The organism is Streptomyces sp. NBC_00094, assembly GCF_026343125.1.
Classification (GTDB): Bacteria; Actinomycetota; Actinomycetes; order Streptomycetales; family Streptomycetaceae; genus Streptomyces.
Map to the genome: position 1 here is coordinate 7809368 of NZ_JAPEMB010000001.1, position 23013 is coordinate 7832380.

Sequence of the window (23013 nt, forward strand, 5' to 3'; positions counted from 1 at the left end):
TCGACGTCGTCAGACCGCGTACTCATGAGGACGAGCGGCGTGACCGGCCGGGGGTGAGCCACGTCTCAGGGGCTCCGTCGCCCTTGCTATGCAACTCGTTGCATAGCAAGATCGGGCGCATGGCGCTCGACCACGCGATCCTCGTGTCCCTTCTCGAGAAGCCCGGGTCCGGCTATGAACTGGCCCGGCGCTTCGAGCGGTCCATCGGCTACTTCTGGACCGCCACCCACCAGCAGATCTACCGCGTTCTCAAGCGCATGGAGAGCGACGGCTGGGTGGACGTCCGGGACGTCCCGCAGCAGGGGCGCCCGGACAAGAAGGAGTACTCCGTCGCCGGGCCCGGCCGGGACGCGCTCTCCGCGTGGCTGCACGAACCGATCGAGCCCGAGAGTGTGCGGCACGACCTCGCGGTGAAGATCCGGGGTGCCGCCTTCGACGATCCGGCCGCACTGATCAGCGAGGTCCAGCGGCATCGGCACGCGCACACGGAGCGCCTCGCCCACTACCTCGCGGGCGAGGCGAGGGACTTTGGGGAGGCGGCGGAGAGCGGCCCGCTCGACGCCGAACGGGAGCTCCAGCACGTCGTGCTGCGCGGCGGCATCGCGTACGAGCGGATGATGATCGCCTGGCTCGACGACGTCCTCGCCACCCTCGGCCGGTTCCACGCCGGTCCGTGAACCGAGCCGTACGACCGGGTCGGTACGGGCCACCTCCCGTACCACCACATGCGTACGACCACCTCCCGTACCACCACGTGCGTACGACCAACTCCGTACGACCACACCAGCTCCACCACACCCAGCTCCACCACACCCAGCACCATCACCCTCATCCCGAGCCGGAAAGGCGGACGTCATGGCCGACCCGCTGCTGTTCAACCCGCACACCTACGACCCGGCTCACTTCGACCCGGAGACCCGCCGGCTCCTGCGTGCGACCGTCGACTGGTTCGAGGCGCGCGGCAAGCGCCGGATCATCGAGGACTACCGGAACCGGGCCTGGCTCGGCGACTTCCTCGCCTTCGCCGCCGAGGAAGGGCTCTTCGCGACCTTCCTGACGCCGTCCTCCTCCGCCGGTGAGCACGAGGGCGACAAGCGCTGGGACACCGCCCGCATCGCCGCCCTCAACGAGATCCTCGGCTTCTACGGGCTCGACTACTGGTACGCCTGGCAGGTCACCATCCTCGGCCTCGGCCCGGTCTGGCAGAGCGACAACGCCGCCGCACGTGACCGCGCCGCCGAACTCCTCTCCCAGGGAGAGGTGTTCGCCTTCGGACTCTCCGAGAAGACGCACGGCGCCGACATCTACTCCACCGACATGCTCCTGGAGCCCGACGGCCAGGGCGGCTTCCGCGCCACCGGCTCCAAGTACTACATCGGCAACGGCAACGCGGCCGGGCTCGTCTCCGTCTTCGGTCGCCGGACCGACGTCGAGGGCCCCGACGCCTACGTCTTCTTCGCCGCCGACAGCCGCCACCCGGCGTACCACCTCGTCAAGAACGTCGTCGACTCCTCGAAGTACGTCAGCGAGTTCCGTCTGGAGGAGTACCCGGTCGCGGCCGAGGACGTCCTGCACACCGGTCGCGCCGCCTTCGACGCCGCCCTCAACACCGTCAACGTCGGCAAGTTCAACCTGTGCACCGCCTCGATCGGCATCTGCGAGCACGCGATGTACGAGGCCGTCACCCACGCGCAGAACCGCATGCTGTACGGCCGGCCGGTCACCGCGTTCCCGCACGTGCGGCGTGAGTTGACCGACGCGTACGTCCGGCTCGTCGGCATGAAGCTGTTCAGCGACCGCGCCGTCGACTACTTCCGCACCGCGGGTCCCGACGACCGCCGCTACCTCCTCTTCAACCCGATGACGAAGATGAAGGTGACGACGGAGGGCGAGAAGGTCATCGACCTGATGTGGGACGTCATCGCCGCCAAGGGCTTCGAGAAGGACAACTACTTCGCCCAGGCGGCCGTGGAGATCCGCGGTCTGCCGAAGCTGGAGGGCACGGTCCACGTCAACCTGGCGCTGATCCTGAAGTTCATGCGCAACCACCTCCTCGACCCGGTCGCGTACGAGCCCGTCCCGAGCCGTCTGGACGCGGCCGACGACACGTTCCTCTTCCGCCAGGGACCGGCCCGCGGCCTCGGCTCGGTCCGCTTCCACGACTGGCGCGCGGCCTACGACGCGTACGCCCACCTGTCCAACGTCGCCCGCTTCCGCGAACAGGCCGACGCCCTCTGCGAGTTCGTGCTCAAGGCCGCTCCCGACGAGCAGCAGAGCCGCGACCTCGACCTTCTTCTCGCCGTCGGGCAGCTGTTCGCGCTCGTCGTCCACGGGCAGCTGGTCCTGGAGCAGGCCGCCCTGACCGGTCTCGACGAGGACGTGCTGGACGAGCTGTTCGCCGTCCTCGTGCGCGACTTCTCCGCGCACGCGGTCGAGCTGCACGGCAAGGACTCGGCGACCGAGCCGCAGCAGCTCTGGGCGCTCGGTGCCGTCCGGCGCCCCGTCGTCGACGAGGCGCGGTCGGAGCGTGTCTGGCAGCGCGTCGAGGCGCTCTCGGGTGCGTACGAGATGACGCCCTGATCTCGGTGTCCTGAGGGTCGTCTCCGGAGCCTGTGCCCGGGTCCCGGAGACGACCCAGGCCCCTGAGGCGACCCGGCGGTGGTCCCCGACTCCGCGGATCTGGACTCTCGGGTCACTTCTTGGATCTTCGTGGCTTCCTCTTGAGTGAGCGCGCCGACGTCGTCAGGGTGGTGTCATGACCTTGGAATCCACTCTGTTGAACGCTCGGCACTGGGCAGAGCCTCCGGCCGCCCTCGAACTCGACGACGACGTGCTGACCGTGGAGGCCGGTGCCAGGACGGATGTCTTCACCAACCCGTTGACCGGAGAGGTCAGGAACGACGCGGCACGTGCTCTCCTGGTCCCTCCTCCTGGCGACTGGCAGTTCTCGGCCCGTCTCCGTGTGGACTTCCGAGCGCCGTGGGACGCCGGCGCCGTGGTCGTCTGGTCAGCGCCGGACGTCTGGGCCAAGCTCAACTTCGAGCAGTCGCCTGACGGCCCGCCCACGTTGTACTCGGTAGTCACACGGGGGCTCTCGGACGACGCCGTGGGGTGGCCCCTCCACCACGGTCCGGTCTGGTTGAGGATCAGCCGTGTCGACGGCGGTTTCGCCTTCCACGCCTCGCTCGACGGCGACTCCTGGCGCCTGGCACGCCAGTTCAGTCTGGACAGCGCGCCCGACGTGCGGGTCGGGATCGAAGTCCAGTCCCCGGTCGGAGACGGCTGCGTCGTGAGATTCGACCGCATGACGCTGACGCCGTCGCGGCTGCCCCATCTCTTCGACGGGCGCTGACCGGTCCCGCCACGGCTTCGACAACCGCTACGCGCCCGGCGCCCGGTACTGGACTTGTTCGGCTTTGCGCAGGGCATCCAGGGTTTCATCGACGGTCAGGAGAACCGTCGTCTCGAACGAGCTGAGCGCGCCGCCTCCACTGATCGCCAGCGCGACCGCGGCCATGGACACGTTGTCGGGGGCCTCCCACAGGTTGTAGCCGTCGTGAGTGCCGAAGGCGTACCAGAAGCCGTGGAGCTTCCCGCCAACGGACTCGATGTACGCCTGAGCGGCCTTTGCGCGGTCCTCGGGGTGGACGGTCAGCCTCGCCCAAGTCTCCGGTGTGTAGCTGAACCTCGATAGATAGAGCGGCATCATGTCTCCCTTTCGTTCCAGCAAGGGATGCCCCGGCGGTCGGGAAACGCGCCGGATGTGGGCCGCGTGTCCCCCGAACGGCTGTGGCCAATGACCGGCATGGCCACAGCCAACGGGGTGAGCGACCTCCCGTGCGCGCCGGCCCGGCTGTCCCGCCACCCGGTGATGTGGCCATCGTGGGCCTGGGCCTGGGCCTGGGCCTGGGCCTGGGCGGGGGAGCGGGTGTGGATGAGGAGCCGGCCGTGGTGGATGTCGCCATGGATCTTCTGGGCCGAGTCGGAGACCGCGGATCTCACGGCGTGTGCACCAGGCCGGTCAGTGGAACGTGACTGGTCGCTCCGGCTGTGACGGTCGATCAGGCTCGCGGAGCGCGTGGCTCCAGCCGGAACTCGAAGCCGAGGGTGCCCGGGTCGAGTGCGGTCGCGCCGCCGTCGACGGTGAGCACCGCACCGTTCACGAACGAGGCGGCGGGCGACAGCAGCCAGGCGATGGCCTCCGCGACCTCTCGCGGCTCACCGGGCCGCCCGGCGGGCAGGACCCGGGTCACCTCCTCGTACGCCGCTTCCAGACCGTTGCCCTCCAGGCCCGCCTCCTCGGCGAACCGGTTCATTCGTCGGTCCGCCATGTCGGTGCGCACCCAGCTCGGGCACACGGTGTTGGCGCGCAACCCCGCGCCCCCGTAGTCGACCGCGAGTGAGCGGCACAGCTGGAGCAGCGCCGCTTTGGAGGTGGCGTAGGCGGCGTTGCCGACGCCGTTGCGCAGGGCGGACACCGAGGCCACGGCGACCACCGCGCCGCGGGCGTCGAGGAGGTGCGGGAGCGCGGCGCGCAGCAGCAGGAACGGACCGGTGAGGTTGGTCCGCATGACCTCGTCCCAGTCCTCCAGGGTCACCTCGCCCACGCCGCCACCGCGCCCGATGCCGGCGTTGAGCACCAGACCGTCGAGCCGCCCGTACGTGCCGACCACTGTCTCGACCAGCGAGGCCACCGCGGCGGGGTCCCCGATGTCCGACGGTACGGGCAGGGCGCCGGTCTCCTCGGCGACCAGCCGCAGCGGCTCGGGGCGGCGCCCGGACACCGCCACCTTGTGTCCCGCCCGGGCCAATGACTGCGCGGTCGCCGCCCCGATCCCCGTTCCGCCCCCGGTCACCAGGTACACGCGCTCATGTGCCATGTCCGCCGCCTCTCCCGTGTCGCGTCCGCTTCCCCGCGTCCCGGTGATCTTAGGCGCGCGCGACCCCGGGCTGGAGGTTCTCGGTCTGCTGGTAGGGATCCGGCATCATGCGGTGGATCTCGCGGCCGATGCCCGACCGAGGGACTGGTGGAGGGCGTCGAGGCCGTCACGGTAGATGCCCGCGAACAGGTCCTCGGCTTCGGTGTCGGTGACGTTGTCCGGGGTGAAGCGTCCGGACCACTGGACCTCGGCGAGGTCGTCGCGGCCGGGGACCGCGTGGACGCGGAGGGTGGACACGTAGCCGTTGACGGGGAACGGCGCCTCGAGGATGGCGTAACTGTAGTGACGTTCGGCCTCGTTGAAGTCCACGAGGCGCTCGATGATCACGTCGCCGTCGGGGTTGGCCAGGCGGCGGACGCGGCCACCTTCGAGCGCGGTGCTCTCGGGGATGTAGGGGAGCCAGTCCGGGAGGGAGTCGAAGCCACCGATGAGGTCCCAGACCTTCCGGGGCGGGGCGGGCACGACGCGGGAGACGGACGTGGAAGCCATGGTCTTCTCCTGTTGCAGTGTGTGTGCAGTGCAGTGCAGTGGGGTGCGGGGGTGATCAGGCGCCGTGGGGGAGCGGCGCGGTCGGGCTGACCAGGCCGGCGGCGCGGAGGTCGGTCCAGAACGCGGCCGGGACGGTCTCGTTCAGGGCGGCGACGTCCTCGGCGATCCGGCTGGGGCGGGTGGCACCGGGGATGACGGCGACCGCGACCGGGTGGGCGAGGGAGAACTGCAGAGCGGCGGCCTTGATGGAGATGCGGTGGCGCTCGGTGAGGGCCTTCAGCTTCTCGACCCGCTCGACGATCTCCGTCGGGGCCTGCTGGTACTCGAAGTGGGCGCCGCCGGCGAGGATGCCGGAGCTGTACGGTCCGCCGACGACCATGTCGACGCCCTGCTCCCGGGCCATGGGCAGCAGGCGCTCCAGGGCATGCTCCTGGTCGAGCAGCGTGTAGCGGCCGGCGAGCAGGAAGCCGTCGGGCTGCGGCTCGTCGAGGGCGAGGGTCAGCTCGATGGGCTCGGTCCTGTTGACGCCGAGGCCCCAGGCCTTGATGACGCCCTCGTCGCGCAGCCGGGACAGCACGCGGAAGGCTCCGGTGCGGGCTTCCTCGAACTTCTGCAACCACAGGTCGCCGTGGAAGTCCTGGGCGATGTCGTGGACCCAGACGATGTCCAGTCGGTCGGTGCCGAGGCGCTTGAGGCTGTCCTCGATGGAGCGCTCGGTGGCCTCGGCGGTCCATTCGTGGACCATCTTGTTGGGGTTGCCGTGCTCGAACAGGCCGCCCTTCTCGCCGAGGTCGCGGGCGGCGGTCTCGTGCTCGTCGAGGATGACCCGGCCGACCTTGGTGGACAGGACGTAGGAGTCGCGCGGCTTGTCGGCGAGCACCTGGCCGAGCCGCTCCTCGGCCAGGCCCGCGCCGTAGAACGGGGCGGTGTCGTAGAAGCGGATCCCCTGGTCCCAGGCGGCCTCGACGGTGTCCAGGGCCTCCTCGTCGGGGATGGCCCGGAACATGTTGCCGAGCGGGGCGGTGCCGAAGCCGAGTCGGCCGGGGAGGATTTCAGTGAGCGACATGGCGTTTGTCTTCTCGGTTCTCTGGGGTGAGGGGGGCGTGGGGGAGGTGGGGGATGTGGGGGATGCGCCGGTGGGCGCGCGGGTCAGTTCAGTTCGTCGGGGTGCGGGCCGGTGCGGAGGCCGCGGTCGAGACCGGCGATCGCCGCCATCTCCTCGTCGGTGAGGACGAAGTCGAACACGTCGACGTTGGCGCGGATCCGGGCCGGGGTCACCGACTTGGGGATGACCACGTTGCCGAGCTGCAGGTGCCAGCGGATGACGACCTGCGCAGGCGACTTGCCGTGGGCTGCGGCGATCGAGGTGATCGCCGGGTCGTCGAGGACCGCGCCCTGCGCCAGCGGACTCCACGCCTCGGTGGCGATCCGGTGCTCGCCGTGGAAGGCGCGCAGCTCGGACTGCTGCAAGGCGGGGTGCAGCTCGATCTGGTTGACAGCCGGGGTCAGCGCGGAGCCGTCCATCAGCCGGCGCAGGTGCTCGGGCTGGAAGTTGGAGACGCCGGCGGCGCGGATCCGGCCCTCCGTGGCGAGCCGCTCCAGGGCGCGCCAGGAGTCGCGGTACAGGTCACGGGACGGGGCCGGCCAGTGGATCAGGTACAGGTCGACGTAGTCCAGCTCGAGCTTGGCCAGGCTGTCGTCGAAGGCGCGCAGCGTGGCGTCGTAGCCCTGGTCGGCGTTCCACAGCTTGGTGGTGACGAACAGTTCCTCGCGGGCGAGCCCGGAGGCGCCGAGGGCGCGGCCGACGCCGGCCTCGTTGCCGTAGATGGCGGCGGTGTCGATGCTGCGGTAGCCGGCCTCGAGGGCGGAGGTGACGGCGGCGGTGGTCGCGTCGTCGGCGACCTGGAAGACGCCGAAGCCGAGCTGCGGGATCTCGACGCCGTTGTTCAGCGTGACCGTGGGGACGGCGGGAGCGGCGGGGGTGGTGGACGGTGCCATGGTGTGCGGATGCTCCTTCAGTTGGTGCGGGTGGAGAGGGTGTGGCGGACGGTCTGGGCGCTGATGAGGTCCAGGTCGCCGGTGCCGAGGCGCCGGCCGTGGTCGGCGAAGACTTCCTGTGGAGTGCGGGTGCGCGGGGTGCTCATGGCGGGTTGCTCCCGGGGATCAATGGACCGGTTCGCGTAGAGGGGATGGGGGGTCAGTGGTGTACGGGGATGCGGGCGCCGGCAGCATCGGCGCCGGTGGCATCGGCCGCGGGGGTCCGGCGCTCCAGTGCGGCGGACCAGAAGGCGAGGCCGAGCGCGGCGGCGGCGAGGACGGCGCCGACCCAGTTCGGGGCGGTGTAGCCGAGGCCGGCGGTGATGACGAGGCCCCCGAGCCAGGCGGCGAGCGCGTTGCCGAGGTTGAAGGCGCCGATGTTGACGGCGGAGGCCAGGGTCGGCGCGCCGTGGGCCTGGTCCAGGACGCGCTTCTGTAGCGGCGGCACCGTGGCGAAGCCGAGCGCCCCGACGAGGAGGATGGCGAGCGCGGCGAGGATCTTGTGGTGGGCGACCACGGTGAACAGGGCGAGGACGGTCGCGAGCCCGCCGAGGGCGGCGTACAGCAGGGGCATCAGCGCGCGGTCGGCGTACCGGCCGCCGATCAGGTTGCCGAGGAACATGCCGACGCCGAAGAGGACCAGGAGCCAGGTGACCGCGCCGTCCGAGTAGCCGGCAACCTCGGTCATCATCGGTGCGATGTAGGTGATCGCGGCGAAGACACCGCCGAAACCGAGGACGGTCATCGCCATGGCGAGCAGTACCTGGGGGTTGCGGAACGCCCTGAGCTCCCGGCCCAGCCGGGCACCCTCGGGGCGGGGCATGGCGGGTACGAGCCTGACGATGCCGAGCAGGCCGATCACACCGAGCACGGCGACGATCGCGAAGGTGGTGCGCCAGCCGACCGCCTGCCCGATGAAGGTGCCGAGCGGCACGCCGACGATGTTGGCGACGGTCAGTCCGGTGAACATGGTGGCGATGGCGCCGGCCTTCTTGTCCGGGGCGACGAGGTCGGCGGCGACGACGGACCCGATGCCGAAGAACGAGCCGTGGGCGAGCGAGGCGATCACGCGGCCGGTCAGCATCATCCCGAAGCTCGGGGCGAGGGCGGAGAGCACGTTGCCGAGTACGAACAAGCCCATCAGCAGCATGAGCATGCGCTTGCGGCTCACCTTGTTGCCGAGAACGGTCAGCAGCGGTGCGCCGACGACGACGCCGAGTGCGTAGCCGGTGACCAGTAGGCCCGCGGTGGGGATGGAGACGCCGTAGTCGGCGGCGATCTGGGGCAGCAGCCCCATGATCACGAATTCGGTCGTGCCGATTCCGAAGGCCCCGACTGCGAGAGCGAGTAGTGCGAGCGGCATGGGCTCACCCCTTCCTGGTTGCTTGAGCGAGCTCCTAGCGTGCTCTCACAATAATTGCATGCGCGTGTTAAATGCAAACGCGGGCATGCCGTGCGATCTGGGAGTGGGCGTGCGCGGTGCGCGCGACAAAGAACCCCCGTTCGGGCGTAGAGCTCGAACGGGGGTTGGGGTGTCGCCGACGGGGCGGCGGGCGGATGGGGTGTGGCGTCAGGCGCGCTGCGCCGGTACGTCGACGGCCTCGACCGCCGCGACCAGGGAGGCCAGCTCGGGGTTCTCGGCGGCCTCGTCCAGTGCCCGGCGAAGAGCTGCGTCATTGGTCGGCCGGGCCTCGTCGAGGAGCTTCCGGCCGTCCTCGGTCACATTGGTGTAGATGCCGCGCCGGTCGGTCGGACACAGGTACCGGGACAGCAGCCCGCGGTCCTCCAGGCGGGTGACCAGGCGTGTCGTGGCGCTCTGGCTCAGGACGACCGCGTCGGCGACCTGCTTCATCTGCAGATGCCCGCCTTCGTCGTCGTGCTGCCGGCTGAGCACGTCGAGCAGCGAGTACTCCCGCACGCTCAGATTGTGCCCGGACTGCAGGGCGCGCTCGATGCGCGACTCGATCCGGCCGTGCAGGAGGGAGAGTGCGCCCCAACCGCTGGCGAGTGCGGTGAGCGCGGGGTCCGTGGCGGTCATGGGATTCCGGTCTCCTTCCAGTGGTCTGCGAACCCAGGATACGCCACCGGAGCAAAAATCGGCTAGAGCGTATAGGGCGCGGCTGCAAGCATGTGGGGGTGCCCTGGGGCTGGGGGGCGTCGGGGCCGTCGGGCACGAGGGCGGCGACGGCACCTCACCCGCGGCCAGGTACTTGCCGACACGGCCGCCGCCGACCACGACCGGCCCCGGCTGACCGGACCGGCCGGCGCCGAAGCCTGCCTCACCGCCCTCGCCCAGCACACCGTCTTCGACGGCCAGGTCGTCACCGACGAAGCCCGCCTGCGCCGCATCATCGCCCGCCTCGCCCCCTACCTCCGCCACCGGCTCACCGAACAGCGGTCGCACGGAGGAGAACCTGAGCCGGCTACGGCGGGAACACACCGATCTGGACGAACGCCCGATCAGCCATTGCGGGCCCCTCATCCCGTCCGGGGGTTCTTCGTTTACCCGCTCAGATCGGTCAACGGCGCACGCGATAGCGCAGGTGAAGCACCCGGTTGCCCTGAATCACCACGTCAGGATCCTCCAACAGGTGCTGCGCCTGGACCGACCCGAAGTAGCGCTTGCCGGACCCGAACACGACGGGTACGACGTCCATGCGCACCTCGTCGACCAGGCCCGCGGCAAGCACCTGGCCACCGACGTCGCCGGCGGCAACCTCGACCATGCGGTCACCCGCAAGCTCCTGCGCCTTGGCCATGGCTGCCTCGACGCCGTCGACGAAGTGAAACGGCGCCTCGGGGTTCCAGCCCTCGGGCTTCGGCCGGTGCGTCACGACGACCATGTGGTCCATCCCGCCCGGCGGCTTTCCGTCCCAGCCGTCCGTCAGATCGAAGACATGGCGGCCGACGATCGTGACTCCGATCTGGTCCCAGTACGGCCGGATGTAGTCGTAGGACGTCTGCGACACCTTCAGCTCGCCGCTCTCGTCCAACGGGACGTCACCGCTGGACAACCAGTCGAACAGCGGTCCGGGCTGGTCATTCTCGTCCGCGACGAAGCCGTCCACCGACACCGAGCTGTACATGACCACCTTGCCCACGGGGCTCTCCTCTGCGTTGGGGTGCCCCAAATTAGCGTGTCGTGAGCTGTCGCTCTTGTAAGGAATCAAGCGGCCGGCAATGGCCAGCAGGCCGGCGCGTGGCCGGGGTGTTCGCGCAGGAACCCTCGCCGGACTTCGACGTACCGGGTCGGCGTGAGCCCGGTGAACGCCCGGAACTCGTGGCCGAAGTAGCCTGCGCCACTGCCGCTACGCCACCAAGTGGATCGCCATCAAGCTCCGCTGGAACCTGAACGTCGACCCGGCCGAGGTCGACGCCCTTGCAGACGCTCGCGGCCAGCTGCCCGGGGACGATCCTGGAGTTCGAGCCCGCTCCGTAGAACCCGGCCGTACGCCGCCCGGCCCGCGCATCGTGGCGAGGACGGCGTACGGAACGTCAGCGCCGGCCCGCGAGGCGCCGGTCGCCGTACGAGCCGCCGTCCGTCGGGCGCGGGGCGCTGGTGATCACCGGGGTATCGGCCCATCGTCATGCACCCGTTCCCGGGCGGGCCACCTTCTTCGAGGCCCACCCGGTTCCCACCGCCGCCGGGGCGGACGGCCCGGTCCGCCGCCTGCCTCCGCCCGTGTCGAGGAGCTGTGCTTCGACGCCGGGGCGGACGTCTTCAGGCACTGCGCCCCCGCTTGGGACGGCGAGGACGACCTGTTCGACGTCCGCTCGCTCGACGACCTCGCCCTGCTGCCCAACCTGCGGGAGGTCACCTTCGTGGAGGACGGCGTCCTTGCGGTGCCGGACGCGGCGGAGGCCTTCGCCGCGCGCGGCATCGACACCGACTGAGCCCCCGGCACCCGTTCGTCGTCCGCTGCCCCGGCGGGCCTTCGGGGGCCCAAACCGGTCGGCGGGCCGAGGTTCACCGGAGACACCTCACGAAGCCAGGCGTCAAGTTGACGTTGCGCAGCAGGCTTGGGCTGTTTGAAGGGAGATGTGGGCATGGCAAGATTCGAGGCATGACCATCCGAAAGGCCCATGCCTCGTAAGTCCTCTGGCCGACTCCGACACAAGGCGTCTCATCCCAGCCGACAGTCCCGCTCCAAGGCAGCGGCAGCGTCCTTCTGGGGCACCCCGGCCTTCACACCTGGAAACGCATTCGGACAGGTGCGCAATGACGCACTGCTCCCGGCGGAGCCGTATGAGGCCTGGGGCCCGCTGGCCTCCTTGCTCTACGGACACCCGCCTGGCCGCCGAGAACCGTTGATCTATGTGAACTGCACTCGGCTGATGCGGGCGAGCCCGTTCAGCCTCTGGGTGCGGCTACGAGAGCTGCTTGCCGAGCGCGGGCTGACCATCTCCACCACCGTCCTCGTCTATCTCTTCCCTGATGGGGGCTATGCGGAGACCGGTGTCGTTCTGTCAGACGGGGGTCGTGTCTACGAGTTCGATATCGGCTACAGCCGGATGAGGGCGGGAAGCGAACGCAACGCCGTCATCGAGAACTGGCACGACATCACGAGCTCCTGGCAGACTCATCCCTTCCGCTCCGAAATCGCCGACGCGTTCATTTGGCGTCCCCCAGCAAGGCGTACCTAAGGGCTGTCCCGTAATCCCCGGTGGATCAGCGCGCGGCGTCAGATGCGGTGCATCGCAAGGCGGAGGGGCGTCCGCATACTGGATGTATGCGGACGTTCCGACAACGCGGCGAGGCGCCGTAGCTGACGTCGCGCGCCCGCCGGGGATTACGGGACAGCCCTTACCTTGGCCTCGCCAAGGAGACAATTCAGGCCAGCTGATCATCGCCTCACGCTGCCTGTGGCGCCTGCTCCGCGATGGTTGAAAAGGCCGTCTGTTCATCGAATGGTTCACGATGCTGGAGGCAGTGGTGGAGCTGGCCGATCAGGCTGTTGAACACGTTGCGTAGGGCGGAGGCGTGTCAGTCTCCGCGTTCGTCGCGGCGGTGGCGGTGGCGGTAGCGGGCCATGGCCCCGGGTGACGCGCGAATGGCGGAGAAGGCCCAGAGATAGCCGGCGTGGTGGGCGACGACCCGGCATAGGCTTTCAGCCCGCGGGCATCGGCGAACCGGTTCCGGTCGTCGCCGAGCTCGGCCAGCACGCGGGCTCCGAGCTGGGTCCCGAGCCCCGGGAAGCTCAGGATGATCTCCGCGTCCTCGTGTGGGAGGAAGGCCTCCTCTGCGGCCTGGGCGAGGTCGTCCACGGCGGTGCAGGCAGCTTCCAGCTGGGCGAGGAGCGCGAGCATCTGCTGGCCCAGGGCCTTCTCCACCAGCGGCGGATGGTGAGCCCACTCGGCTCGAAAGATCTCCCGGAGCCGCTCGGTCTCGGCCTCGATTCCCCGCCGGCGGCCGGCACGCCGAAGGGCTGCGGCGATCTGGGGGCGGGTCAGGCGGGCGGCGTCGGCGCCACCTTGAGCAGGGCGAGGGCCTCCGGCCGGCCGGGTCGTCGGTGATGCGGCGCTTGGCCAGCAGCTGGCCAGTCCCGTCGACCATCACGACGTCGTGATGGTTCTCGGCCCAGTCGATTCCGCAGTAGATCAAAGGGTCCCTCCCCGGAAGGCTCGATGTCTGCGCTGGTCACGAGCGCATGCGGGCCACGCAGCGTTCTCATTCCAGGCCTCGGCCACGAGGGCCGGACCGCCACCTCACTAGCTGTTCGTGACACCAGCGCGCCGCGCGGGCGCGGTCTACCGTGGGAGCTCGACAGGCTCGGATAGTTCGAGAGGTCGCCGTGCGACGGGCTCGCACCACAACCACCAACGAGTGAACGATGGCTGAGTGATGACGACCGGCCAGATCAACGCGACCCGGTCTCCGGTAAGGCCTCAAGGGCCCGAAACGATCTAGATCTCCGCCCAGATCTGCCCGGCCGTCACCACGCCACACGCCGGAGAAACCTCACCCAGGCAGCTGGAGCAGTACTCCGGCTGGTTGAGCTGACCGGGCTGCTAAGAACGAATTAGTACCGGTCCAAGCCCGCTTTCCAGCGACGCTGCTGCGTGAGCCAGTGCACGTAGCGCGGTATTAGCGCCGTGAAGAGCGATGGCGAAGTATGTCGTCCGGGTTGATGTCGAGGCCCTACTCGCCGGTCGTGCCGTCGAGCATCTCGCGCAGGATGTCCAGGTGGCCGTTGTGGCGGGCCGTCTCCTCGGTGAGGTGGAGGAGGATCCAGCGCAGGTCGACATGGAGGCCGTCGCGGATGGCTCGCTGGGCCTGCTTGTCCAGGCCGTTCCCGGCGACCAGTTCGCGGTAACGGGCGCTCTGTTCGGCGTACTCGTCGAGCAACTGCGTGAGCGGGAACTCGACGGCGATGCGCATCTCGCGGTCGGGGTCCTCCTCCGTCCAGGGGCCCTGGTCTTCCTCGCCGAGGAACACCACCTGGAACCAGTAGTACTCGACCCAGCGGAGATGGTTGATCACTCCGCTCATGGTCATCAGCGGCGAGCCCGGCAGGAGCGCCTTGCGGGCGTTCTCCGCCGAGACGCCATGGCACTTGGCACGGGCGGTGGCACGTGCGTAGTCGAGAAACGTGGTGAGCTGGGTGCGCTCGTCCCACGCGGACGGCGTGTCGTCGATTCTTGTCATCGCGCGAAGCGTCCCCGATCACCGCGCCCGATGTCGAGGCATTTAACGGCGGGCCCAACCTGCCCACCAGCTCCTAGTCCGGTGGTCGCCACAGCCGGTCAGCGCCGGTGGGCCGCCCGGCAAGATCCGCCGGACAGACCCTAGGCGCCCTGGGCTCAGTGTCCGGACGCGGCTCATCCTCAGCTACGCCGGATTCTCACCGTTGCGGGCGTCCTGCTGCCGGCCGTGGTGTGGGGCTTCCTCCTGCGATTCATCCCCGATGACCCCCGGGGCCTCCTCGGGATCTCGCCCAACGGCTACTTCCTCGTGCGTACCTTCGCCCCGGCGGCGGCGATGGGCTTCCTGCTCCTGCCCGGTCTCGTCGAGGGCCGGCTCCTCGCCGGCCGAATGCGGGCGCTGCTCACCTGGATCGAGGCGGCAGTCCTGTGGGCGTGGAGCGGTTCGCCTCCCACCGGATCCGGAGGGAGGGCCCGGCGTGACGAGTTCCGCGAACTCGCCGACGCCTTCGGCATCATGCTCGACCGGCTCGCCTCGCACGTCGCCGAACGTCGCGGCATTGCCCTCGACGTCACCGACGGCCCGGCACCGGCCTCCGGCTCGGCGGAACTCCTGCTGCGTTTGGTGACGAACCTCGTCCGGAACGCCGTCGTCCGAACCTCCCGGCGGCGGCACGGCGACGGCCCACACCGAACCCTTCCTGCGCGGCTATGGCCGCGTCCGCACCGGCGAACATGCCGACATCGGCCTCGCCTTCGTCCACAGCATCGTCCGCGCCCACCGGCACCCCCGCCACCCGCACCCCGCCCACCGGCGGCCTCACCGCCACGATCCGCCTCCCCGAGGCCCCCGAAGGAAACGCCTCGGGGCGGAAATATCCGGCTCGCCGGTTACTTCCCACGTGCTTGTCCACCGGTCAGCCGTTAGTGGCACGTTATCGAAACGACAGCAGGATGCGGGATGCTCACGAAAGGCCTGTCGCCCTACGGGGAAGAAGCTCCGCCTCTTCGTCCTCCTGAAGATTATCAAACCCCGTACGAGGCATCGAGGACAGATATGCGTGAACGCTTTCTTGGAGACTTTGCGTGAGAGATTACGTTGCGAAGAGGGCCGGGTGGCACAGAGTTGTCGCCCTGCTCACGACACTCATAGCCATGACCGGAATTCTCGCCGTCCTGGCCCCTGGAACGGCATGGGCGCTGGATGACGACACGGACAACCCGGCCTACCGGTCGCTGGGAAAGGCGAACAATCCCGACTGGATGAAGGGTATCGACGGTGAGACGCCGCTCGGCTGGCTGTCCGTGCCCGGCACCCACGACACGCTCTCGATCCGCGGCGGCGACAGTACGTACACGCAGCAGAACGGCGGCCCCAGCGCCCAGACGCTCGCCGCTCAGCTCCAGGCGGGCATCAGGTCCATCGACATCCGCGTGCGGGCCATCGGTGGAAGTTTCACGATCCACCATGGCGCGGTGTACCAGGACGCGAACTTCGGCGATGTCCTCAAGGTGCTGAACGACTTCCTGTCGGCGCATCCCTCCGAAACAGTCATGATGCACATGCGGGCCGAGTGCGACAACAGCAGCGAAGCCATCGAAGTCTGCAATGACGAACCGCAGAGTACGACCGACGCGCAGCGCGCCGCGATTTTCCGCACGTACATCGACGGAGACCCGAACGCCAAGAGATTCTGGGGGCCGTCGGTCAGCGGGACGGGTCAGGCTGCCGTTCCGAAGTTGAGTGAAGTACGCGGAAAGATCGTCCTGGAGCGCTTCCGAAATATAGGTGAGGACAGCGGCAAGTACGGCATCGACGGCGGTCGCCTCTCCATCCAGGACGACTGGAAGGTAGCGACCATCCTCCCCGGTGACATCGACGCGAAGGTCCAGAAGGTCACGGACCACCTCACCGCGGCGGACAACGACAACGACGCCTCACGTATCTACGTGAACCACACGAGCGGCTCCAGCGCCTTCGCCTATCCCAAGGCCGTCGCGGACCGGGTGAACGAAAAGGTTCTCGGGCCGCTGGGTGAAGTGAAGAACCGTACCGGCGAAGTCATGATGGACTACCCCGGCTACGCCATGATCAATACGATCATCGCCGCCAACCGGCCGTGGGACGGCCTCACTTGGCAGGTGCCCCGACTCACGGTCATGCCGCTGGGTGATTCGATCACCTTGGGCGTGGGCAGCACCACCCGGACCGGTTACCGGCCCGCCCTGGCGGAGAGACTCGTCAACCGTTCGGGCGGCGTGGTGGAGTTCGTGGGTTCGATGGTCGACGCCGATGGCGTGACACGCCACGAGGGGCATTCGGGCTGGCGCATCGACGAGTTGCAGGCGAACATCGAGACCTGGCTGGCTGCGGCGAAGCCCAATCTGATCACGCTGCACATCGGCACCAACGACATGAACCGCAACTACCAGGTGGCGACCGCGCCCCAACGGCTGGCTGCGCTCATCGACCAGATCCATGCCGCCTCGCCCGACACCGTGGTCGTGGTCGCCACCCTTGTGCCGGCCACCGACCCCGCGGTCCAGGCCCGGATCGACACCTACAACCAGGCGATCCCGGGGATCGTCCTGGACCGCTTCCAGCGGGGCTACAAGATCCAGCAGGTCGGCATGGGCTCATTGACCACGGACGACCTCAACGACAACCTGCATCCCAACAACAGCGGCTACGCCAAGATGACGAACGCGTTCATGCGCGGCATCGGGGAGGCCGCCGGCAAGGGCTGGATCAAGGAGACCGTCGAGGTCAAGCCCGCGCCGCCGCGCCAGGGAGCCGACTCCGGCGACTACGACGTGGACATCAACGGCGACGGCCGGGCCGACTATCTGGTGGTGGACGACAACGGGGCCGTCCGCGCCTGGCTCAACACGGCCAATCCCACCACTGGCGCCGTCGAATGGACCGACCAGGGCTTCATCGCCTCCGGCTCCAACGACTGGTCGGCCCATCAGGTCCGCTTCGCCGACGTCGGCGGCGACGCCCGCGTCGACTACCTGGTCGTGGACCCCGCCAACGGGGCGGTCCGCGCCTTCGTCAACATGGGCGGCGACGGCCGCGGCGGCTGGCAGGACAGGGGCTTCATCGCCACCGGGTCCAGCGGGTGGACCGGCGACCAGGTCCGCTTCGCCGACGTCGGCGGCGACGCCCGCGCCGACTACCTCGTCGTCGGCCCCAACGGCGCCACCCGCGCCCTGCTCAACACCACCGACGTCACGACCGGCGTCATCAAGTGGACCGACCAGGGCGTCATCGCCTCCGGCTCCGCTGCGTGGACCGGTGGCCAGGTCCGCTTCGCCGACGTCGGCGGCGACGCCCGCGCCGACTACCTCGTCGTCGGTGACCAGGGTGCCGCCCACGCGTACGTCAACACCGGTGGAAACGGCCGTGGTGGCTGGTCGGACCAGGGCGTCATCGCCACCGGCTCCTCCCTCTGGCTCGCCGGCCAGATCCGTTTCGCCGACATCAACGCCGACGGCCGCGCCGACTATCTCGTCCTGGACGACAACGGCGCCATCCGCGCCTACCTCCACACCACCAGCACGACCGGCACCGTCAAGTGGTCCGACCAGGGAGTGATCGCCGCCGGTACCGGAGCCCCCGGCTACCGCGTCCGCATCTAGGAACCGCTCCGCTCCGACCGCTCGCCCCGCCGGCTCCCCGGCGGGGCGAGCGTTTCTTCCGGATCACCCTGCCGGCCGGGCAGCGGCTCACTCCGGCGGGTGGGTGCGTAGCCACTCGGCCCAGGTGATGGTGCCCCGGTTGCCATCGGGACAGGTCAGGTCGCGGGCCGCCCGCTCGACCGCGGACGGTACCGGGACACGCAGGAGGCGTCGCTGCCTGCCGCGGATCTGCTGCCACGTCGCGAGGAGTTCGCCGAGCGTGAGCACCTCCGGACCTCCGAAGTCCACGCACTGCCCGCCGGGACCTTCGACGACGCGTCTGGCGAGGTAGTCGGCGAAGTCGCGCGAGTCCGCCGGCTGGGTCCGCAGATCGGTGGGCAACGGCACTACGGGCAGCCGGGCCGCCTTGCCCAGCATCCGGTCGGTCAGCCAGTGGAACTGGGTGGCGCGGAGGATCGACCAGGGCACCTGCCCGGCTCGTACCAGCTCCTCGGCGGTGTGCTTGACGCGCATGTACGGGATGCGGGCCCGGTCGACGCCGACGATGGACACGTAGGCGAAGTGGGTCACCCCGGTGTGGACGGCCGCGGCGAGGAGTCGGCGGGTGCCGTCGACATCGACCTCCGGCGGGCTGCGCCAGAAGTCGACCGGCAGGAGAAAGCCTCGTCTGGCAGCCGGGGAGAGCGTTGCCGCGTGAACGATGACCTGGGACCCGGACACCGCCGCCGTTATCCCCTCGCCGGTGGCGAGGTCTCCTCGGATCCACTCCACATCCGGATCCGATCCCGGTGAACGGGCGAGCACGCGCACGTGGTGCGACGGCTTCAGCCGGGCGACCACGTCGCGTCCCAGATGCCCGGTACCGCCCGTGACCAGCACGGTTGCCATCGGCAGCACCTCCGGATCGAGCACCTCGGTCCCCTGCTTCACTGTCTCACCCTGGTGGGTCACCGGCATTCGCGCGGCGCCCGGACCCGTCTCTCCCTCACCTGCCCGACGACCTCGCGTCGGCGTACCGCAGCAAGGCGCCCACGCCCTCGTACAGCCTCAGCTCGCTCTCCGGTACGACGACCAGCTCGGCACGGGTGCCGACGAGGGCCCGGACAAGGGCGTCGTCGGCGCGTTCCTCGCGTGGCGCCCGTACACCGAAGGACGTCAGCTCCGCCTCGGTCAGGGCGAGCTGGGTGGGCTGGGAGCCCACCCAGAGCCGCGGTGAGGACCCGGGCGGCCGGTTCAGCAGCAGTGCTGCCACCTGGCCCCGCTGGAGGGCGGCGACGGTGGCGGCCAGACCCTCCGCCACGGGCCCGTTCAGGGCACGCCGACCGATGAAGACGTCCACGAGCTCCCGGTCGTGCGCGGCCATGTGGCCGCGGAAGACGCCGTCGAGCTGCGGCTCCAACAGGGCGCGTCCGGTGTCGGTGGGGGTCGGGCCGCTCACGCGTACGATCTTGTCCCGCAGGGCGTGCGGCAGGCGGCGGATCAGTACGTTGCACGCCCACTCGTCCCCGCCCACGACGACGGCGTCGGCATGGGCGCGCCGCGCCCGTTCGTCCAGCCGGTGGCCGAGCCGGACGCAGGTGCGATGCCAGGTCGCCACCGCGACCCTGCGGCGCAGCCGCTCACCCGGGGTGACGGTGGACGTGGGCCAGGTGCCGGTCTCCGCCTCCAGCGCCACCCAGCCGTGGGTCTCGGCGGTCGGAAGGCCGCCGTAGTGGACGACCACGGCCATGTACGGGATCTCCGGAACGTGCTGGGTGACCAGGGGCATGGCGTCCGGCAGGGTGCTGTACCGCGCGGAGTCGTGCTCGGGTGGCTCGGGAAGCTCCCCGTCCAGGACGAGCGTGCCGTGGGCGGCGAAGATGGCCTGCCCGTGCACCCCCGGAACTTCTGCGTCGGCGCCGACCACCTCCTCCAGCACGTTCGTCAGCGCCTCGTCCGCGCCCTGACGGGTCAAGCTCTCCCGCAGCCGCTCCCAGCGCAGCGCGATCGCCCGCTCGGGATGCTCGACGTCCCGGGAGGTGTCCAGATACACGGAGGCGTACGGGCCCGGCTCTGCGTAGAGGGGCTCAAGGAACGACAGCCTCATCGCCACTCCTCGTCGACGGCCCCCCACCTTCGATGATGCCCGAGACCAGTCGTCGGAGGCACTCACGGCATCCGGTGCGCGAGACGCCGTCGATCACCGGACGGCGGGATACTGCGGCCATGAGGGTAGCGGTGATGACAGCCGGGTCGCGTGGGGACGTAGCGCCGTACACCGGTCTCGGGCACGGGCCTTGACCGCAGCTCTGAAAGAGGTGACCAGCGAGCCGGTCTACCGCCGTCGTGCCCTGGCACTCTCCGAACGGATCCGGAGCGAGGACGGGGTCGCACCGGTCGTCGCCGCGGTGCGCCGGGATGGCGGGGAGCCGGAGCGGCCAACGGCCGAAGGCGTCGCCGAGCATCACCGGTCGTTGCCCGATGTGCCGGTGAGAAGTGGCTGTTCGGTCCAGATGACCTTGCCGTCCGCGGTGTAGCGGGTGCCCCAGCGGCCGGCGAACTGGGCCACCAGGAACAGGCCCCGTCCGCCCTCGTCGGTGGTCGCCGCGCGCCGCAGGTGTGGAGCGGTGCTGCTGCCGTCCGAGACCTCGCAGATCAGGGCGCGGTCGCGGATCAGACGTACGCGGACGGGCTCGGCGGCGTAGCGGATGGCGTTGGTGACAAGCTCGCTGAGGATCAGCTCGGTGGTGAACGACTCCTCCTCCAGACCCCATTCGGCCAGCGTGCGGGCGACGGCGGCGCGAACCTGCCCGACGGCCGACGGTTCGGACGCGACGTCCCAGGCGGCTGTACGGGCGCTGTCGACCGCACGCGTGCGGGCGACCACCAGTGCGATGTCGTCCGAGGGATGCTCGGGCAGCAACGCGTCCAGAACCGCGCCGCAGGTCTGCTCGGGCGTGCGGCCGGGGTGCGCCAGAGCACGCCGCAGCAGTTCCAGCCCTTCGTCGATGTCGCGGGTGCGGTCCTCCACGAGACCGTCGGTGTAGAGCACGAGGCTGCTGCCCTCGGGGAGTCGTATCTCGGCTGTCTCGAAGGGGAGTCCGGAGAGCCCGAGGGGTGGTCCGCCCGGTACGGCGGCGAACGCCGCGCTGCCGTCGGGGTGCACGACGGCGGGCTCGAGGTGGCCGGCGCGGGCCATCGTGCACAGCTGGGAGCCCGGGTCGTAGAGCGCGTACAGACAGGTGGCACCCGTGACCGGCGCGATGTCGCCGTCGCCGCTCTCGTCCTGGTCGATCCGAGTGACCAGTTCGTCGAGGTGCCACAGGAGTTCGTCGGGCGACATGTCCAGGGAGGAGAAGTTGTGGACCGCGGTGCGCAGCCGGCCCATGGTGGCGGCGGCGTGCAGCCCGTGGCCGACCACGTCCCCCACGACGAGCGCGACGCGGGCGCCGGGCAGCGGGATGACGTCGAACCAGTCTCCGCCGACACCGCCGCTGCCCGCGTGCGCGGGCAGGTAACGGTGGGCCACGTCGAGCGCGTTCTGCTCCGGCAGGGCGCGGGGGAGCAGGCTGCGCTGCAGGGTGACCGCCATGGTGTGCTCGCGCGTGAAGCGCCGGGCGTTGTCGATGGTGACCGCCGCACGGGCGGCCAGTTCCTCGGCGAGTGTCACGTCGTCGTGCTCGAACGGCTCGGGCTTGCGCGACCGCCAGAACGTGACGACACCCAGGATGACGCCGCGGGCACGCAGCGGAGCCGCGATCATCGAATGGATGCCGGCCTCGACAAGTCCCCTGGCCCGTTCGGGGTCTTGAGCCTGCCAGCCGGAGAAGGCGGTCATGTCCGCCTCCAGGACCGTCTCGCCCGAGCCGTAGCCGAGGCTCTGCGGGGTGGACGGGACGAACTGGATCAGTTTTCCGGGCGGGTAGAGCGGTGTGTCGTCCCGGATACCCCGGAACGCGACACGGCGCATCGCCGCACCGTCCTGCGACGGCTCCTCGCCCCGCAGGACCGGGTCGGCCAGGTCGACGGTGACGAAATCGGCGAACCGGGGGACGGCGAAGTCCGCCAGCTCCTGGGAGGTCCGTTCGACGTCGAGGCTGGTACCGATCTCCCATCCGGCGGTGAACAGCAGTTTCAGGCGTTCCTGCGCCACATCGGCCCGGCCGGTGACGGCCTGCAGTTCGGTGGTGTCCCGCAGCGTCGCGACACAGCCGGACGGCCCCCCTCCGGGGTCGGTCGGCCGCTGGTTGACGGCGAGCAGCCGGTCTCCGGCCAGGTGCACCTCGTCGGTGGCCGAGCGTCCGGAAGTCAACAGCCGGGCGATGTCCGGGGCGAGTCCCAGCTCATGGGCGAGCAGGCCCTCCGCCTCCGGGCTCAGACCGAGCAGCCTGCGGGCCTCGTCGTTGGCCAGCGCCAGCCGACCGTCGCCGTCGAGGATCAGAACGCCTTCGCGCACGGCGTGCAGTACCGCGTCGTGGTGCTCGTACATGCGGGTCATCTCGGCGGGCCCCAGGCCGTGGGTCTGGCGGCGCAGCCGCCTGCCGACCAGAGCGGTACCGAAGGTGGCGACTGCCAGCGCGGCCGCCGCGGCACCGAGCAGCAGGGGCAGCTGATGCTCGACGACACCGCTCACCGCTTCGAGCGTGACCCCGGCGGACACCAGAGCGATCACGTCGCCCTCGGCGTCGGTCACGGGGACGACGGCGCGGGTGGACGGGCCGAGGGTGCCGGTCACGGTCTCCCTGACGATCCCGCCTGCTGCCGCAGGGCCGATCGTGCCGATGTAGTGCTTTCCGATCTGTGCCGGATCGGGGTGGGTGATGCGGATCCCGTCCTTGGTCATCACCACGAGGAAGTCGACGCCGGACGCCTTTCGCGCTTCCTCGGCGCGTGGCTGGAGCTCCGCGGTCGGGTCGGGACCGGCCAGGACCTCCTCGATGCCCGGCGCGCTGGCGAAGGTCTCGGCCACGGCGAGGGACCGGTTGCGCGCTTCCCGCTCGCTGTCGGCACGGGACTGCAGGACGAGAGCAACCACGGCGGCGACGACGAGGAGCACCACGATCGCCGCCTGTAGGGAGAAGACCTGGCGGGCGACGGTGCGGACGCTCAACGCGGAGCGCAGGCGGCCGAGGAGTCCGGCCATAGTCCATGTCTAGCACCGGCCCGAACGGCGGGCGAGCGGGCTGCCCGGGCACGGAACGGACCGGCCCACGGAACGGACCGGCCCACGGGCACGTACCGCGCTGTGGGGCCGGCGGACGCCTCCCGGGTGCGATGCGCACCG

Annotated in this window: 20 protein-coding genes and 1 pseudogene; 6 read left to right on the top strand and 15 right to left on the bottom strand. The window is 69.9% G+C overall.

The features are described from left to right. The first annotated feature begins 119 nt into the window (after window positions 1–119). From OG580_RS34395 to OG580_RS34405, 3 genes are all read left to right on the top strand, one after another. The gene (locus OG580_RS34395; RefSeq protein ID WP_267047567.1) at window positions 120–677 is read left to right on the top strand and encodes a PadR family transcriptional regulator; all 558 of its coding nucleotides are present in this window, start codon (window positions 120–122) and stop codon (window positions 675–677) included. Window positions 678–855: 178 nt separating this feature from the next. Next, window positions 856–2580 carry an acyl-CoA dehydrogenase family protein gene (locus OG580_RS34400; RefSeq protein ID WP_267047568.1) on the top strand — a complete coding sequence of 575 codons (1725 nt, stop codon included), beginning with the start codon at window positions 856–858 and terminating at the stop codon, window positions 2578–2580. A 175-nt stretch (window positions 2581–2755) separates the two neighbouring features. Beyond that, window positions 2756–3352 carry a DUF1349 domain-containing protein gene (locus OG580_RS34405; protein WP_267047569.1) on the top strand — a complete coding sequence of 199 codons (597 nt, stop codon included), beginning with the start codon at window positions 2756–2758 and terminating at the stop codon, window positions 3350–3352. 27 nt (window positions 3353–3379) lie between these two features. Here the strand turns inward: OG580_RS34405 and OG580_RS34410 are convergent, their stop codons facing one another. The 9 genes from OG580_RS34410 to OG580_RS34450 all read right to left on the bottom strand — a co-directional run bounded on the left by OG580_RS34410 (window position 3380) and on the right by OG580_RS34450 (window position 10567). Next, window positions 3380–3706 (bottom strand): GYD domain-containing protein, encoded by a 327-nt coding sequence (locus OG580_RS34410; protein ID WP_323182695.1) that lies wholly within the window; start codon window positions 3704–3706, stop codon window positions 3380–3382. Between the two features lie 355 nt (window positions 3707–4061). Then, window positions 4062–4880 carry an SDR family NAD(P)-dependent oxidoreductase gene (locus tag OG580_RS34415; RefSeq protein WP_267047571.1) on the bottom strand — a complete coding sequence of 273 codons (819 nt, stop codon included), beginning with the start codon at window positions 4878–4880 and terminating at the stop codon, window positions 4062–4064. A 105-nt stretch (window positions 4881–4985) separates the two neighbouring features. Then, window positions 4986–5429: an SRPBCC family protein gene (locus OG580_RS34420; RefSeq protein ID WP_267047572.1), complete on the bottom strand. Its 444-nt coding sequence runs from the start codon at window positions 5427–5429 to the stop codon at window positions 4986–4988. A 55-nt stretch (window positions 5430–5484) separates the two neighbouring features. Next, entirely contained in the window at window positions 5485–6495 is a 1011-nt protein-coding gene (locus OG580_RS34425; protein WP_267047573.1) for an aldo/keto reductase, read from the bottom strand. 83 nt (window positions 6496–6578) lie between these two features. After that, a complete protein-coding gene (locus OG580_RS34430) occupies window positions 6579–7427 on the bottom strand; it encodes an aldo/keto reductase (RefSeq protein ID WP_267047574.1) in 849 nt (282 codons plus the stop codon). A 17-nt stretch (window positions 7428–7444) separates the two neighbouring features. Beyond that, window positions 7445–7573 carry a hypothetical protein gene (locus OG580_RS34435; RefSeq protein ID WP_267047575.1) on the bottom strand — a complete coding sequence of 43 codons (129 nt, stop codon included), beginning with the start codon at window positions 7571–7573 and terminating at the stop codon, window positions 7445–7447. A 53-nt stretch (window positions 7574–7626) separates the two neighbouring features. Further along, complete coding sequence (locus tag OG580_RS34440) at window positions 7627–8829, bottom strand: MFS transporter (protein ID WP_267047576.1); 1203 nt, start codon at window positions 8827–8829, stop codon at window positions 7627–7629. A 207-nt stretch (window positions 8830–9036) separates the two neighbouring features. Further along, window positions 9037–9504, bottom strand: a complete 468-nt coding sequence (locus OG580_RS34445; protein WP_267047577.1) for a MarR family winged helix-turn-helix transcriptional regulator — start codon at window positions 9502–9504, stop codon at window positions 9037–9039. Between the two features lie 481 nt (window positions 9505–9985). Further along, window positions 9986–10567 carry a dihydrofolate reductase family protein gene (locus tag OG580_RS34450; protein ID WP_267047578.1) on the bottom strand — a complete coding sequence of 194 codons (582 nt, stop codon included), beginning with the start codon at window positions 10565–10567 and terminating at the stop codon, window positions 9986–9988. A 370-nt stretch (window positions 10568–10937) separates the two neighbouring features. Between OG580_RS34450 and OG580_RS34455 the strand changes: the two genes are divergently transcribed. Together OG580_RS34455 and OG580_RS34460 are read left to right on the top strand one after the other, a co-directional pair. After that, the gene (locus OG580_RS34455) at window positions 10938–11360 is read left to right on the top strand and encodes a hypothetical protein (RefSeq protein ID WP_267047579.1); all 423 of its coding nucleotides are present in this window, start codon (window positions 10938–10940) and stop codon (window positions 11358–11360) included. 318 nt (window positions 11361–11678) lie between these two features. After that, complete coding sequence (locus OG580_RS34460; RefSeq protein WP_267047580.1) at window positions 11679–12110, top strand: hypothetical protein; 432 nt, start codon at window positions 11679–11681, stop codon at window positions 12108–12110. A gap of 208 nt (window positions 12111–12318) precedes the next feature. Here the strand turns inward: OG580_RS34460 and OG580_RS34465 are convergent. The 3 genes and pseudogenes from OG580_RS34465 to OG580_RS36205 all read right to left on the bottom strand — a co-directional run. Further along, window positions 12319–12964 (bottom strand): annotated as a pseudogene (locus OG580_RS34465) (transposase); the annotation flags it as partial. Between the two features lie 641 nt (window positions 12965–13605). Continuing rightward, a complete protein-coding gene (locus OG580_RS34470; protein WP_267047581.1) occupies window positions 13606–14112 on the bottom strand; it encodes a DinB family protein in 507 nt (168 codons plus the stop codon). Between the two features lie 183 nt (window positions 14113–14295). Further along, entirely contained in the window at window positions 14296–14799 is a 504-nt protein-coding gene (locus OG580_RS36205; protein WP_323182662.1) for a hypothetical protein, read from the bottom strand. Between the two features lie 464 nt (window positions 14800–15263). Between OG580_RS36205 and OG580_RS34480 the strand changes: the two genes are divergently transcribed. Then, entirely contained in the window at window positions 15264–17750 is a 2487-nt protein-coding gene (locus OG580_RS34480; protein WP_267047582.1) for a phosphatidylinositol-specific phospholipase C domain-containing protein, read from the top strand. A gap of 87 nt (window positions 17751–17837) precedes the next feature. On the opposite strand, the gene OG580_RS34485 is transcribed toward OG580_RS34480, so the two are convergent. The 3 genes from OG580_RS34485 to OG580_RS34495 all read right to left on the bottom strand — a co-directional run bounded on the left by OG580_RS34485 (window position 17838) and on the right by OG580_RS34495 (window position 22872). After that, the gene (locus OG580_RS34485) at window positions 17838–18638 is read right to left on the bottom strand and encodes an SDR family oxidoreductase (RefSeq protein WP_267047583.1); all 801 of its coding nucleotides are present in this window, start codon (window positions 18636–18638) and stop codon (window positions 17838–17840) included. A gap of 97 nt (window positions 18639–18735) precedes the next feature. Further along, window positions 18736–19836, bottom strand: coding sequence for a hypothetical protein (locus OG580_RS34490; RefSeq protein ID WP_267047584.1), 1101 nt, complete (start codon window positions 19834–19836; stop codon window positions 18736–18738). Window positions 19837–20193: 357 nt separating this feature from the next. Next, window positions 20194–22872 (bottom strand): SpoIIE family protein phosphatase, encoded by a 2679-nt coding sequence (locus tag OG580_RS34495; RefSeq protein WP_267047585.1) that lies wholly within the window; start codon window positions 22870–22872, stop codon window positions 20194–20196. Between the last annotated feature and the right edge of the window lie 141 nt (window positions 22873–23013).